11 protein-coding genes, 1 other RNA gene and 1 pseudogene are annotated in these 13,854 nt (G+C 56.5%); 3 read left to right on the forward strand and 10 right to left on the reverse strand.

Annotated elements, in window-relative coordinates; translation table 11 throughout:
* Window positions 1–64 precede the first annotated feature (64 nt).
* The 3 genes from PCAR_RS06180 to PCAR_RS06190 form a co-directional block, all read right to left on the reverse strand.
* The gene (locus PCAR_RS06180; protein ID WP_011340790.1) at window positions 65–1,516 is read right to left on the reverse strand and encodes a nicotinate phosphoribosyltransferase; all 1,452 of its coding nucleotides are present in this window, start codon (window positions 1,514–1,516) and stop codon (window positions 65–67) included.
* Between the two features lie 81 nt (window positions 1,517–1,597).
* Entirely contained in the window at window positions 1,598–2,083 is a 486-nt protein-coding gene (gene ybaK, locus PCAR_RS06185) for a Cys-tRNA(Pro) deacylase (RefSeq protein ID WP_011340791.1), read from the reverse strand.
* A gap of 14 nt (window positions 2,084–2,097) precedes the next feature.
* Window positions 2,098–2,901 carry a rhomboid family intramembrane serine protease gene (locus PCAR_RS06190; RefSeq protein WP_011340792.1) on the reverse strand — a complete coding sequence of 268 codons (804 nt, stop codon included), beginning with the start codon at window positions 2,899–2,901 and terminating at the stop codon, window positions 2,098–2,100.
* Window positions 2,902–3,098: 197 nt separating this feature from the next.
* Here PCAR_RS06190 and PCAR_RS06195 point away from each other — a divergent pair, with 197 nt between their 5' ends.
* On the forward strand, window positions 3,099–4,463 hold the full coding sequence (locus PCAR_RS06195) for an NAD-dependent succinate-semialdehyde dehydrogenase (protein ID WP_011340793.1): 1,365 nt from the start codon (window positions 3,099–3,101) through the stop codon (window positions 4,461–4,463).
* 126 nt (window positions 4,464–4,589) lie between these two features.
* The gene (locus PCAR_RS06200) at window positions 4,590–6,380 is read left to right on the forward strand and encodes a L,D-transpeptidase family protein (protein ID WP_148204307.1); all 1,791 of its coding nucleotides are present in this window, start codon (window positions 4,590–4,592) and stop codon (window positions 6,378–6,380) included.
* On the opposite strand, the gene PCAR_RS06205 is transcribed toward PCAR_RS06200, so the two are convergent.
* Window positions 6,373–7,584: a TraB/GumN family protein gene (locus PCAR_RS06205; RefSeq protein WP_011340795.1), complete on the reverse strand. Its 1,212-nt coding sequence runs from the start codon at window positions 7,582–7,584 to the stop codon at window positions 6,373–6,375. The genes PCAR_RS06200 and PCAR_RS06205 overlap by 8 nt on opposite strands.
* Before the next feature lie 229 nt (window positions 7,585–7,813).
* Window positions 7,814–7,996: non-coding RNA, 6S RNA (ssrS, locus tag PCAR_RS18335), on the reverse strand.
* A gap of 303 nt (window positions 7,997–8,299) precedes the next feature.
* Here ssrS and PCAR_RS17725 point away from each other — a divergent pair.
* Window positions 8,300–10,726, forward strand: a complete 2,427-nt coding sequence (locus PCAR_RS17725) for a Cache 3/Cache 2 fusion domain-containing protein (protein WP_011340797.1) — start codon at window positions 8,300–8,302, stop codon at window positions 10,724–10,726.
* Between the two features lie 152 nt (window positions 10,727–10,878).
* Here the strand turns inward: PCAR_RS17725 and PCAR_RS06215 are convergent, their stop codons facing one another.
* From PCAR_RS06215 to PCAR_RS19225, 5 genes and pseudogenes are all read right to left on the reverse strand, one after another.
* The gene (locus PCAR_RS06215; RefSeq protein WP_011340798.1) at window positions 10,879–11,397 is read right to left on the reverse strand and encodes a flavodoxin; all 519 of its coding nucleotides are present in this window, start codon (window positions 11,395–11,397) and stop codon (window positions 10,879–10,881) included.
* Window positions 11,398–11,476: 79 nt separating this feature from the next.
* Entirely contained in the window at window positions 11,477–12,211 is a 735-nt protein-coding gene (locus tag PCAR_RS06220) for a carboxymuconolactone decarboxylase family protein (protein WP_011340799.1), read from the reverse strand.
* A 10-nt stretch (window positions 12,212–12,221) separates the two neighbouring features.
* Entirely contained in the window at window positions 12,222–12,716 is a 495-nt protein-coding gene (locus PCAR_RS06225) for a (R)-mandelonitrile lyase (protein ID WP_011340800.1), read from the reverse strand.
* Window positions 12,717–12,804: 88 nt separating this feature from the next.
* Window positions 12,805–13,566: an SDR family NAD(P)-dependent oxidoreductase gene (locus tag PCAR_RS06230; RefSeq protein ID WP_011340801.1), complete on the reverse strand. Its 762-nt coding sequence runs from the start codon at window positions 13,564–13,566 to the stop codon at window positions 12,805–12,807.
* A gap of 59 nt (window positions 13,567–13,625) precedes the next feature.
* Window positions 13,626–13,730: pseudogene (locus PCAR_RS19225) on the reverse strand ((R)-mandelonitrile lyase); the annotation flags it as partial.
* Window positions 13,731–13,854 lie beyond the last annotated feature (124 nt).

Raw genomic sequence — 13,854 nt, forward strand, 5'->3', positions numbered from 1 at the left:
TCCTGTCGCTGGGCAACATCAAAACCGGCGTGTCGCGTCTCGCCGGTTTTGATGTCCCCGAGGGTTACTCCTCCCTGTAGCCGGGCTGGTTTTCCAGTGCCTCTTGCATCAGACGCGTGCGCATATCGTGCAGCCCGCTGCTTATGGCAACCTTGTAGATATGCGGATTGGTCAAACGGATGGTACCGTTGGGCAGGCGGCGCATCTGCTCGACGCAGCGGTCCGCCATGGCATCCAGGGACGGGGACGGCCGGGTGATTTGACCGTTTTGCATGACAACCTGGCGGACCTCTTCGAAATGCGCATCGGGCGGTACGGTCTTGGTGCGTGCCGGGTTGACGGGGTCGAATACCGTCGTACCGGGGCCGGGCTCTTCGTCTTCCAGGCAGATAACATCGAGGCAGTACTCTCCGTTGGGCAATACCGCACGCAGAAGGCGTTTGCGGTCGGGCAAGGTGGCTTTGGCGATGTCGCTGGTCACTTTTAATTTCGGATGATGATCGAAACGCACGAGTTTGTAAACCCCTCCCAGCGAACCGCCGCCTTCTCCTCCGCATGTAGCCAGTTGCGTTCCTACGCCGTAAATATCGACACAGCCACCTTCGTTGCGTATGGACTGGATAACGGTTTCATCCAGGTCGCTCGATGCGACGATCTTGATGTCCGGAAAACCTGCTTCGTCAAGCATGCGGCGCGCTTCCTTGCTCAGATAGGCCAGGTCGCCCGAGTCGAGCCGGATGCCTCGGACTTCGTGGCCGCTGGCGCGTAGCTCCCGCGCCACGATGATGGCGTTCGGTACGCCGCTGGCCAAAGTATCGTAGGTGTCCACCAGCAGAATGCATTGATCCGGAAAACAGTCCGCGTAGGCCCGAAATGCGCTGAGCTCGTCCGGAAACGCCATCACCCAACTGTGGGCATGGGTGCCCTTGATCGGTATGTCGAAGACCTGGCCTGCCCAGGTGTTGCTGGTACTGCGTGCGCCGCCGATAAAAGCGGCCCGGGCTTCGCTCAGACCGCCATCCGGACCGTGGGCGCGGCGCAGACCGAATTCCACCACGATACCCGGCCTGGCCACACTGACGATACGGGCGGCTTTGGTGGCTACCAGTGTCTGGAAGTTGATGATGTTGAGCAGGGCGGTTTCCACCAGTTGGGCTTCGGCCAGTTCCCCTTCAACGGTGACCAGGGGTTCGGCGGCAAACACGGCTGTGCCTTCGGTGGGGGCGGTAACCTTGCCGCGGAAACGGAAACCTTCCAGAAAGTCGAGAAAGGCCGGTTTGAAGATACCGAGGGCTTTCAGATAGGCGAGATCCGAAGCGGTGAATCTCAGTTCCGACAGGTATTCGAGCAGAGGTTGCAGTCCGGCAAAGATGGCATAACCGGCATGGTAAGGATTATGCCGAAAGAACATGTCGAACACCGCCGTCTGCCGGTGCATGCCCTTTTCGAAATACCCGGCAAGCATGGTCAGTTCGTAGAGGTCGGTGAGCAACGCGGAATAGCGGTGAGTGGACATGGCTCCCCCTTCGATGGTGAAATGGCGAAAAATACCGTCGCTACCATTATAGCAACAGTTTCGATTTCGCCACCCGCCGTATCAGGGTTGAGCGACGTGCACCGGGGTGGGGTCCAATACCTTGATCAGATCCTGCGGTGTCATGGCGACCAGAAATCCGCGTTTACCGCCGTTGATATAGATGGTTGGCAGTTCGGCAATGGTTTCCTCCATGTATACCGGCATGCTTTTGCGTGTACCGAAAGGCGAGGTGCCGCCGACCTGATAGCCCGAATGACGGTCCGCTGTTTGCGGTGCGCAGGGCGTGACATGTTTGACTTGCAGCAGTCGCGCGAGATCCTTGGTGGAGATTTCGCGGTCGCCGTGCATGAGGACGATCAGGGGATCTTTGTTGTCCGTTTCCAAAATCAGGGTCTTGATCACCGCGTGCTCGTCCACCTGCAGCTCCCGGGCGCATACGGCGGTGCCGCCATGTTCTTCGTAGTTGTAAAGGTGACCGACAAAGGGGACTTTGTGTTGCCGCAGCATGCGGATCGCGGGGGTAACGGGCTGTTTTTGTTTGGCCATGGTCGTGTTCCGAATCAGCTTGGATAGGGGAAGATAAGCTGCAACAGCAGGCAGGCCAGTGTAACGACCGCCGCCATTACGGACAGCCCGCCGAACAGATGGGATGTTATTTTGTTCCCGCGTTTGCCCAGGGGCAGCAGCAGACCGAAAACAGCTCCGCCTATGGCGCCGCCGAGATGTCCGGCATTGTCCGCGCCCATGATCAGGCCGAATATAAAGGCGATGGCTGCCCACTGAAACATGAAATTACGCACCGTGTGGGCATGGTTGCCCAGGCGGTGAAAATAGGCCACGGCGAAACCGATGAGTCCGAACAGGGATCCCGAGGCGCCCACCACCGGGACCAGCGGATGCCACAGCAACCCCAGCAGGGTGGCGGTCAGGGCGGTAAAGGTGTAAAGGATGAAAAAGCGTGCCGAGCCTATGTGATCTTCGATAAGGGGGCCGACCTGGTAGAGCACCACCATGTTGAACCCCAGATGCATCAGTCCGCCGTGGGTATAGGCATACGTCAGGCAACGCCACCACTGGTGGAAAACCAGAACCTCGGGATTCCAGCGCTGAGCGCCGAAATACATGAGCAGCCCGGTGGGCGGATTGAGTACGGTGCCGAGTCCGAGGCCGGCAACCAGCGCGCGCAGAATCATCCAGGTGAACCACAGCAGGTTGATGCCGATAAGCAGGCGTGAAACGCACACCGGGTTGTAAGGCACCCGCGGATCCGAAACGTAGCGGGACAAGGTGCGTTTCCAGCGTTGCAGTCGCCAGTGCCAGTGGAGGCGGGCAAACAGGTACGGTTGCTTTTCGACGGTATCCAAAAGTGGGGTTCCTTTCTGTGACGGGTGCCGCTACTATGGCAGAAAATCATCTGTGGTTCAAGAACCGCTGTGGGATGGATATATGAAGGGGGCATGTGTACCCGTCACGGCAGCGGAGGGGCAGGCTCCTTTGGCCTTCGGTATGGAAAAAACAAAACGCAATTAAAGAATGATCAATATAATAAGGAGATAATTCGATGAGCATGGTTTCCATGAATCCCGCCACTGGCGAAGTGAACGAGACATTCGAAGTATACGATACCGCCAAGATCAGCGAAATTATCGACCGGGTGCACGGCGCCTGGCTGGACTGGCGGCATGTCTGTTTTGAGGAACGCAGCGCGCGGCTTCTTGCCGTGGCGCAACGGTTGCGCACCCGCTCCGAAGAACTGGCGCGTATGATGACGCTGGAGATGGGCAAGCCGGTTGCCGAAGCTCGGGGAGAGATCGAGAAGTGCGCATGGGTCTGCGAATACTATGCGCAGCAGGCACCTGCCATGCTGGCCGATCAGCCTGTAGCCAGTGATGCATCCCGGTCTTTCGTGGCGTTTCGCCCTCTGGGGGTGGTGTTGGCGGTGATGCCCTGGAATTTTCCTTTTTGGCAGGTCTTCCGTTTTGCGGCCCCGGCCTTAATGGCCGGCAACACGGCCTTGCTGAAGCATTCCTCCAACGTGCCGCGCTGCGCGCTGGTCATCGAGGAGCTGTTTGCCGAAGCGGGGTTCCCGCCCGACGTGTTCCGGACTCTGCTGATCGGTTCCGGTGCCGTTGATAAGGTGATCGAGCATGCCCATGTGCGGGCTGTGACCCTTACCGGCAGCGAACCGGCCGGTCGTAAAGTGGCTGCCAAGGCAGGCCAAATGCTCAAAAAAACCGTGCTGGAACTGGGTGGCAGCGACCCCTTTATCGTCACCTCCGGTGCCGGCCTGGAGCAGGCCGCGCAGGTCGGAGCGCGCTCCCGCTGCCTGAATTCCGGCCAGAGCTGTATTGCCGCCAAACGTTTTATCGTATGTGATGAGATTTACGAAGAGTTTTTGGGGTTGTTGAAAGCCGCTATGGACGGTCTGGTTGTCGGCGATCCGCTGGATGACGCTACGCAGGTCGGTCCCCAGGCCCGGGGAGACCTGCGTGACGAATTGCATCAGCAGGTGCAAGCCTCTTTGGCCGCAGGTGCGCGTCTGGTGACCGGCGGCAAGGCTCTGGATCGAGCAGGGTTTTACTATGCGCCCACCATTCTGGCCGATGTCGTGCCAGGGATGCCGGCCTATGACGAGGAATTGTTCGGGCCGGTGGCTTCGGTTATCCGGGTTGCCGACAGCGAGCAGGCCGTCGCGGTGGCGAACGATACCCCGTATGGCCTTGGGGCTTCCGTCTGGGATCGCGATACCACACGGGGCCGGGCCCTGGCGGAACGCATCGAAGCCGGGGCGGTTTTCGTCAATGGCATGGTCAAGAGCGATCCGCGCCTGCCGTTCGGAGGGATCAAGGCGTCGGGCTATGGGCGCGAGCTGTCCCATTACGGTTTGATGGAGTTCGTGAATGTTCAGACCGTGTGGATTGCCTGACCTGCCGCCGGGCTAACGGAATTTTATCGGTTGCCGGGCGGCGAGGTTAAGCAATTTGCGGTACATTTATACTATCCGACGGATGGTCTTTGCTTACCCTCACAGAAAGGTTGTTGGGCATTGAGCTTGGCATGTTTTCGAAACTGGATCGTGGTGTTCGTGCTGGCGCTGTTTTCCCTCGGCTCGGTGGCTTTTGCGCAAAGCCCGGAGGAGGACGCTCAGAAACCCCTTACCGTCGCGAACCAGTTGCGAGAGATGATCGAGCCTTTTGTCAGCAGTGGTGGGGGTGCCGCTCCGGTTCTGCAGATGGAAGGGCTGCAGGTCCAGCTGCATAAAGATCTGATTTCTTTTTATCGCCAGCGTGGTTATCGCCCTGCCTGGTTTCATGACGGACGTGTTACCCCTGTGGCCCAGCAATGGATTGCGCGTGTGCAGGGTGTGGCCGCCGAAGGCTTGCGACCGGCGGATTATCATGTTGCCACCCTGGCTACCTGCCTGGAATTGGCGCATCTTTCCCAGAGCTACGGAGTACAATGCGATCCGACCGGCCTGGCCTTGCTCGACCTGTTGCTTAGCGACAGTTTTTTAAAATTCGTATCCCACCTGATAAACGGAAGGGTCGATCCCGTTCAGCTCTATGCTGCCGAGTGGCAGTCTGCCGTCTCCGCTATCGATGCCGTTGGTGTTTTGCACCAGGTACTGCGGAAGGGCGAGGTGGCCGCGGTTTTGGAGGAGATTCTGCCTTACCGGGCCGGATATCAGAGGCTGGCGGTCTACCTGGCTCATTATCGCCAGTTGGCTCTTGGCGGGGGATGGCCGGTTCTGGCGGATGGACCACCGGTAAGGCCTGGTGATCGCGACGCCCGTCTGCCGGCCTTGAGGCGCTTTCTGGTGCTGGTCGGCGACTTGGAATCATCCAGGCAGTCGTCGGGGTGGCGGATGGACGCGGTGACCGTGGCGGCTTTGAAACGTTTTCAGGTTCGGCACGGTTTGCGTGCGGACGGCGTACTGGGCAAGGATACGCTGGCGCAGATCAATGTTCCGGTTGGCCGGCGGATAGAGCAGCTTGGTCTTAACCTCGAGCGAGAGCGCTGGCCGAAGCAGGATGCGGGCGATCGCTATCTACAGGTCGATATTACCGATTTTACTTTGACGTTGGTCGACGGTGGGCGTGAAATCATGCGCATGCCGGTGGTGGTCGGTACCTCCTTTCGCCGTACTCCGGTGTTTTCTGCACTAATGACCTATCTGGTTTTTGCGCCATACTGGACGGTTCCCCCCACCATACTCGAGCAGGATAAATTGCCGGTAATCAAAGCCAATCCCGATTATCTCGACTCCCATCATTATGAAATCGTGGCTTGGGGGAAGGATCCGAATCGTACTATCGATGCGGCATCCATCGATTGGAAGACGATAACGGCAAAGAGCTTTCCTGGTATGTTAAGGCAGAAACCGGGTCCCTGGAATCCTCTGGGGAAAGTGAAGTTCATGTTCCCCAATGCGTACCATGTCTATCTGCACGATACCCCGGCCCAGTATCTTTTTGCCAAACAGCAGCGCACCTTCAGTTCCGGTTGTATCCGCATAGCCAGACCTCTGGAGCTTGCCATTTATCTGCTTGACGGGCAAAAGGGGTGGGACTCGGAACGCATAAAAAAGGAAATGGCCGCTTCCAAACCCTACACGGTCCGACTCAAAAATCCCATTCCCGTGCACATTCTGTATCGCACAGCCTGGGTCGATGTGCAGGGCCGATTGCAGTTTCGTAACGATGTCTATGAGCGGGATCAGGAGTTGCAGGCAGCCTTGAAGCAGCGCCCGGAGTCCTCCGGGCAGATGGCCGAGGTGACGATGCAGGTGGGCGGCGAAGCCGCGGACAGGCCTTCGGAGTCTGAGTCGGGCCTTGTCAGATAAGATCCTTGAGCCAGTGGAAGGCCATAAAGGTACCGGCAGTCGAGCCCAGATTGGAAAACAAGAAGACCAGCAGAACCCGGGTAAGGCGGTTTCCCCACCAGCCGCGCAGGGTGGCCAGGTCGTCGCCGACGGTTTCCAGGTCCTGTACGGTAGGGGCGGCCAGGCATGCCTGAACAAGGCCGGTGACAAAGCCGGCACCGATGGTCGGATTAAGAGAAGTGAAGGGCGCGGCGATAAAGGCGGTGATCACGGTCAAAGGGTGCCCCAGGGCGATGATGGCCCCCAGGGCGGACAGTACGCCGTTGGCCAGGAACCAGGCTGTTGCCGCATCGGCCAGACGCGCCCGATCTCCGAGAAAGAATCCCGCGACAAACAGCGCCACGACCATGGAAGGTATCAGCCAGGGAATCGATTTGGATAAAAGGGATTTTTCAGGAATCCGGCTGATGTCCTGAATATCTTTTTCGGTCATGGAGCAAGGCAGGTTTTTCCGAATGCCCGGGACATGCGCCGCTCCGACCACCGCAACGATCTTGTGCCCGGGGGTCTGGGCAATATGGTAGGCCATGTAACGATCCCGTTCGTCCACCAGGACCGTTTTTAATTCCGGAAGATTATCCCCCATCTCCTCCAACAGAGCGGAAAGCGTATCCTGCTGGCGCAGCTCCGCGAGTTGTTCTTCATCCATACTGCTGTTGTCAAACATGCCCGCCACCAGAGCCGAAAACAGTTGGAGTTTTTTCCAGAGACCGGTGCGACGCCAGGCGCGCAGCAAGGTGGTGCGGATGTTGCGGTCAATGAGGCTCAGATGCAGATCACGCTGCTCGGCTTCCTCGGCTGCTGCAGCCAGTTCTTCGCCCGGCTTCACACCGGTTCCCATGCCCATGCGCTTCTGGAACGACGACAGCGCCAGGTTGGCCAACAAAAAGGCCCCCTGTCCACGACGCAGTACCTGGATGAGGTTCAAAGAGCGCCAGCGGTGGGGGTCGCGAATCGCTTCGTAACGTTGCTGGTCGAGCTCGACACAGACGGCGTCCGGCTGTTCCGTTTCGATGATGCGACGGACCGTGTCGACGGAATCCCGTGAAATATGGGCGGTGCCGATGAGAACCACCTGTTTGTCGTGAAGCTGGATACGCAAGATATCGGAAGCGGCGGTTTCTTCTTTTGCCGATGGCTGCTGGAGAGTCTGGCTGGAGGACATGACGGAGCGGATTCCTGTAGTAATAACGCTCCTGCCGGAGCATCGATAATGGATATGAAATAGGGGCGTCAGACAGGTCTGCTGCAGAGGGTGAACGATTGCGAAGCGTGGGCTGCAGAGGTGGATTTTTCCGGCTTGAGGTCCCGGCTTGCTTACCTGTCGATAAATTCCGCCCGTAAGCGTTTTAAAACAGAAAGCGCCCGGTTGATATCCGCGCGCTTCCGGTAGAAAACTCTCCACTGCTGCCGTGGGTTTTCAGGCCTCCAAGCGAGTCCTAAATAAGTGGGAATCACAGGCTGCGTATCAGGCGTCCCAATCCAGGTTGGGCTGGCACACAACACATCCTTGTTCAACCCGTTTTGAAAAATATTCCGCTGGGGCAAATAAAACCTCACCTGCAGAGCAGAGAGTCTTTCTGCACGACCACTATAGACAAATCGCAGGTGAGTGACAAGGGGGTTTTTTCTCTAAAATTTGCTATGGCTTTGGCCGATAAGTATGGTCTATAATGGCAAATTATGCTGTGGTAAAACATTGGTTGGTTTTTATTCCCGCGCTTCGTTTATCTGTGCTGCCGATTGAGGTTAGCATGATAGGCGGATATTTCTCCTGAGGTCTTGCAAGGGTTTTTGTGGCGGATCTTCAAGCACGGGACTATTTTGTTATGTCTTTATGAAATTGTTTAGTCCCGCCTCACTAAAACTCAGGTCTATATATGAAGATTCGTACCAAGATTATCGGTATGGGGTTGATGCTGGTATTGATTACGGCATTCACCATCGTCGGGATATCTATCGATCAGGTCCATGTCCTCGATACCGCTATCGATGAGGAAATGGAGAGCTTTATTCATAATGAAACGCGCAAGGTGGCGGAGAGCGTCTATCTCATGTGCCGGTCCGTCCAGCAGCTTCAGGACGAGTCCTTAAAACGCAATCTCGATGTTGCCACCAAGCTGCTTGATAAGCAGGGCGGGCTGTCTTTCAGTCCTGAACGGGTTCGGTGGAGTGCCGAAAATCAGTTCGATAAAAGCGTCAAAGCCATAGAACTGCCCAAGGTGCTGGTCGGCGCCCGCTGGCTTGGTCAGAATGCCGACATCACCCGCGAATCTCCGATTGTCGATCAGGTGCAGAAAACGTTGGGGGTGACTTGCACGCTGTTTCAGCGGATGAACGAGTCCGGCGATATGCTGCGCGTGGCCACCAATGTTCTTAACGATGACGGCACACGGGCTATCGGCACCTATATCCCCCAACGTAATCCGGACGGCAGTCTGAATCCGGTTATCGGCGCGCTGATGAGCGGGAAGCCTTATGTGGGCAGTTCCTTTGTCGTGAACGATTGGTATGTTACCCGTTACGAACCGATCATGGACAACACGGGCAAACACCTTGTCGGTGCCCTGTATGTCGGGTATCGGCAAGAGAGTCTGGAGAGCCTGCGAAGCGGGATTCTCGATCTCGTGGTCGGAAAAACCGGTTATGTGTATATTCTCGGCAGCAAAGGCAGTCAGCGGGGTAAAATGCTTATTTCGCCCCTGACCCGTTACGATGGCAAGTCGGCCATCTTAAACGAGGACCGGCAGATACAGATTGTCGCGCACCGTCTGCTGCAGAAGGCCTCGCAGCTTTCCCGCAGGCCGCACAGCAACGATGAGATCCCCGTTATTTTCGAACAATATCCGTGGCGACATAGAGCGGAGGAGCCCTATCGCGCAAAACTGGTTGCCGTGACCTATTTCGAGCCATGGGATTGGGTTATTGTGGCCGGGGCCTATCGGGACGATTACGCCGATATACAGAACCGTTTCGTCGATTCGCTATCGCGGACAGTCTTATCGATCTCGGCCGCTGCGTTGGGCATAGTGCTGCTTTCCCTGGTGATCGGTTTTTATGTCTCCAGGGGTATTGTGCGTCCTCTGGAAAGGGCTATCGCACTGTTCGAGCGTATCGGAAAAGGTCGTCTCGACCGGCATTTGAATATGACTCAGGGCGATGAAATCGGGCAGTTGGCCCGGGCTTTCGACCGCATGATCGATAATCTCAAGGACGTGACGGCCTCGCGTAACGAACTCAATCGGGAGATTATCGAACGCACCCGCGCTGAATCGGAGCTGCGAGCCACATCCGCGCAACGCCAGGAATTGGAGTCGATTGTCAATCAGAGTCCGGCGGTGGCCTTTTTGTGGCGGCTGAGAGATAAGTGGGCGGCGGAGTTTGTGTCCGACAATATTCGGCAGTTCGGTTACGAGCCCACGGATTTTACTTCCGGCAAGGTCGATTTTTTGTCCATTGTGCACCCGGACGACGTGGAAAAAGCATTATCTGCAGCGATCTCGGCAATAAAGCGGGGACGTGACGAACAGTTATCACTGGAGTTTCGCCTGATCAAATACAACGGCGATATTGCCTGGGTCGATGTGCGGCTTTGGCTTGGCCGCGACCAAGGCGATGCGGTTACCCATTTTCAGGGCGTCATGCTCGATGTCAGCGATCGCAAAAAGGCGCAGGAACAGGTTCGCCAGTTGGCTTTTTACGATGCTCTGACCGGTCTGCCGAATCGTACATTGCTGGCCAATCGACTCGACCAAAGTCTTGCTCAGGCGCAGCGCGATGGCAGGATGCTGGCCCTGCTGTACCTGGATCTCGATCGCTTCAAGGAGATAAACGATACCTATGGGCACGCTGCGGGAGATATGGTGTTGCAGGCTGCGGCCCAACGCCTGAACTCCTGTATCCGCCGCAACGATACCGTGGCGCGTCTTGGCGGCGACGAATTCGTGGTGCTTTTGCCGGGCCTGGAGAACGTCGACCAGCCCACGACCGTGGCGGAGAAGATCCTCAAGGTTATGAAGGTGCCGTTTCAGGTCGAGTCCCAGCAGCTTAATGTGACGCCCAGCATAGGCATGGTGCTTTATCCGGAGCATGGTCAGGAGTTGGGCGTATTGCTGAAGAGGGCGGATATCGCCATGTATGCCGCCAAGAGCCGGGGCCGTAACGGTTACGCCTGTTTTTCCGAGGAGATGGAGAAGGACAGCCAGGTAGTTGGGACCAGTCTTCGGGCTCACCCCTTAAAGCCCCTGGAGTGCATCGCGCGGCCCGAACTTGCTGCGTCACGAAAACCGCAGAAAAAAGACCGCTGAGCCGGATGACAAGCCGTTTACTTAAAGTGTTGGAGAATGTATTGATGTTTCCCTGGAATCCTTTGGTCTCGTGTCACTAGCCGTATGGGGGGCTTTGCCATGGGGGGCCGACAAGGTTGAAGCTGGAAAGTTACATGCCCCCATCTCAGTTTTCAGAGTTTGTGGGATCTTCTGAATAATTTTGACAGCCATTCCGCGATTGCGTTTTTTCCCGGTTTACATCCCCGAACAACAAGAGCATCCAGAATAGTTGATTCCTGGCAAAGCTCTGCGATATCCGCAACGCTTCTCCCGCTGCCACCGCCACCGTGTGTGATAAAAGGAGCAATGGTTTTTCCGGAGAGATCGGCTTGCGACAGAAACGATTGCACCGGCGGGGCTATCGTTTGCAACCAGTTTGGCGACCCGAGGAAAATGACATCGCAGGATTCGATATTTTCGATTTTGGACTTCAGCGGCGGTTTATAACCTGAGTTCAGCTCTGCCTTGGCCTGCTTCACAACCGCATTGTAGTCTTCGGGATACGGGTCGGCCGGTTCAATTTCCACGATGTCCCCGCCCACAATCTGATGGATCCGATGGGCGATTTCCCGAGTGTTGCCGGAGCGGGAGAAATAAATAACCAGAACTTTTTCACTGTCGGTCCAGATTTTTTGTGTCGTCCTTGGCATATCAATCCTTTTTCATCGTTCGTTGTGGATCGGTAAGGATTCAGATTCCGAAATCTTTTCACTCCAAATTACAGCAGTGCTATTTCCTGCTGACCAGCACTGCGTTCAGAACCTTACGAGCACTTTCGGCTTCTTTTTTCCCGACCTTTACATCAAGCACGGAGATAAAATCCTTCATTTGGGCTTCGCTGAATCCGGTATTCATCGCGGCACCGAAATGGAAATGCAGCTGCCCCTCCGTACCCGGCATGGCGGCCAGAGCGCCGATTGTGGCCAGCTCCCTTTCCTGATGGTTGAGGATGGCGCGGACAAAGATGTCGGCAAACAGATGTTCCTTGAGGAAAGTGTCGATGGCGGGGGCGAATTGTTGCCATTTTGCAGAAGAGATATCCGTTTCCAGGCCCGCTAGCTTTGCCCTCACTTCAGCCCCGTATTTATCCTTGTCCAGGTCGGCAGGCGTGGGACCGGCTTCTTTGCCCATCTCATCATCGATACCTTTGGTCTGCCGTTCATCCAGGACGGCCATGAAGGCGTGAATGCCGTTGAGGCTGCGTGGGAAGCCCGCATAAGCATACATCTGCACCAGGATTTCCTTGATTTCATTGACCGTCAAACCGGCATCAAGTCCATCGACCAGGGCTGGTTTTAACTTGTCCAGGTCGCCGTTAGCGGTAAAGGCGGCGATGGGGACGATGGCTTGCTGTCTTGCATTCAGAGTCTGAACTTTTTCCATGTTTTTTGCCTCCGCAATGGCTGGAAAGCTAAACATCAAGGTCATCAGAATGGTTAGAAACGCGGTCCGCTTTTTATTCATGACGAAATCCTTATTTGCCATTGTACTGCTCGTCGGTGACTTTTTCCTTCCAGACCACGTTTTGACCATTGAGGGCGCCGGTAATGACCAGGTGGGTCATGGGAGCGTCGGGCGTGGCACCGTGCCAGTGGTCGATGCCGCGCGGGCACCAGACTGTGTCACCGGCTTTGAAGCGCATCATCCTGCCATCCCGCGTCCCGGTCAGGGCGACACCGGAAGTAACGATCATATGCTGTCCCGCAGGATGCAGGTGCCAGGCGGTTCTGGCACCCGGCTGAAAGGTGACATAGGCGCCGGAGTAATGGGCGGTTTCGTTGGCTGGGAACAGCAGGTCGACCTGCACGTTACCGGTGAACCACTTTTCTGGCCCTTTGAAAGACTGTTGCGACTCGGCCCGGTAGGCTACTTGAGATTTTTTTTCCGGTTCGGGAGTTTTTTCGGAACCGGCATACACAACGGACGCGGCGAGCGTCGTAAGGATGAAAATCAATGTCAGCTTTTTCATGGTTTTACCCCGAAGTGTAGAGATATAGGTGGCGGTTCGGATTTTTGGCATCCGCGTCTTGATCGTTTGGCACCATCGCACGTTCGCATCAATGGACGGTGAATCCGCCATCCACGGCAATCGCCTGACCTATGACGAAAGTCGAGCCGGGCCCGCATAACCAGAGAACGGCGTCCGCGATCTCGTCCGCCCGGCCGAGCCGTCCTAACGATTGCTCGCGCATGATCTCATTCATGGCATCGGCCTGGGTCTTCAGCATGTCGGACACCATGGGGGTATCGATGGTCCCCGGGCAGACCGCATTGATACGGATGCCCCGTGGCGCGTATTCGACTGCCGCACTGCGAGTCAGCCCGATGACGCCGTGCTTGGAGGCATGGTAAGAGGCTCGCCCCGGCAGGCCGATCAGGCCGCCGATCGAGGAGCAATTGACTATGGCGCCGCTCTGCTGCTCGCGCATGTGGCGCAATTCGTGTTTCATGCAGGCCCATATGCCGCGCAAGTTTACCGCGATGACGCGATCGAAGTATTCCGCAGGCTCGTCGGCGGCATCGCTCGGCGGAACCTGGATGCCCGCATTGTTGTATGCGGCATCCAAACGCCCGAAAGTTGCAACCGTTCGATCCACCATGGACGCAACCTGTGCTTCGTCCGTAACATCGCAATGGATCGCCAAGGCCTTGTGCCCTTCGGCAACAAGCTCTTTCGTGACCTTTTGAACCGCCTCTTCACTGATATCGGCCAGCGCCACCGCAGCTCCCGCTTTGGCGAAGGCTTTGGCCGTTGCCAGACCCATGCCCGATGCGGCACCGGTCACCAGGGCGACCTTGTCGTCGTAATACTTGTCCATGAACTCTTTCCTTTCAGCAGTGTCCCGTGCGGTTAATTCATGACTACTCGCAAGGGATACTAGGTTGGTTGGTATTGTTCGTCGCTGACATGTTCCAGCCAGTCTACCGATTTGCCGTCGAGCTCTTCCTGGATCGCGATGTGGGTCACTTTGCGGCTACAAGACTACTCCCCGAAGGAATAATCCGGATAGATTAATCCTTTTGATTTTTTGCCTGATCCTCCAAAACCAATGCGAGATATTGCCTGGGGGAGTAGGGATTGTTATGATCTAGATAACCGAAAGAGG

This window comes from Syntrophotalea carbinolica DSM 2380 (assembly GCF_000012885.1).
GTDB classification, from domain to species: domain Bacteria; phylum Desulfobacterota; class Desulfuromonadia; order Desulfuromonadales; family Syntrophotaleaceae; genus Syntrophotalea; species Syntrophotalea carbinolica.

What these genes read in the sequence shown, in the direction of transcription:
- ybaK (WP_011340791.1), bottom strand. Translation starts at nt 2,083, where the DNA reads ATGGCCAAACAAAAACAGCCCGTTACCCCCGCGATCCGCATGCTGCGG.
- PCAR_RS06220 (WP_011340799.1), bottom strand. Translation starts at nt 12,211, where the DNA reads ATGAATAAAAAGCGGACCGCGTTTCTAACCATTCTGATGACCTTGATG.
- PCAR_RS06180 (WP_011340790.1), bottom strand. Translation starts at nt 1,516, where the DNA reads ATGTCCACTCACCGCTATTCCGCGTTGCTCACCGACCTCTACGAACTG.
- PCAR_RS17725 (WP_011340797.1), top strand. Translation starts at nt 8,300, where the DNA reads ATGAAGATTCGTACCAAGATTATCGGTATGGGGTTGATGCTGGTATTG.
- PCAR_RS06215 (WP_011340798.1), bottom strand. Translation starts at nt 11,397, where the DNA reads ATGCCAAGGACGACACAAAAAATCTGGACCGACAGTGAAAAAGTTCTG.
- PCAR_RS06230 (WP_011340801.1), bottom strand. Translation starts at nt 13,566, where the DNA reads ATGGACAAGTATTACGACGACAAGGTCGCCCTGGTGACCGGTGCCGCA.
- PCAR_RS06225 (WP_011340800.1), bottom strand. Translation starts at nt 12,716, where the DNA reads ATGAAAAAGCTGACATTGATTTTCATCCTTACGACGCTCGCCGCGTCC.
- PCAR_RS06205 (WP_011340795.1), bottom strand. Translation starts at nt 7,584, where the DNA reads ATGTCCTCCAGCCAGACTCTCCAGCAGCCATCGGCAAAAGAAGAAACC.
- PCAR_RS06195 (WP_011340793.1), top strand. Translation starts at nt 3,099, where the DNA reads ATGAGCATGGTTTCCATGAATCCCGCCACTGGCGAAGTGAACGAGACA.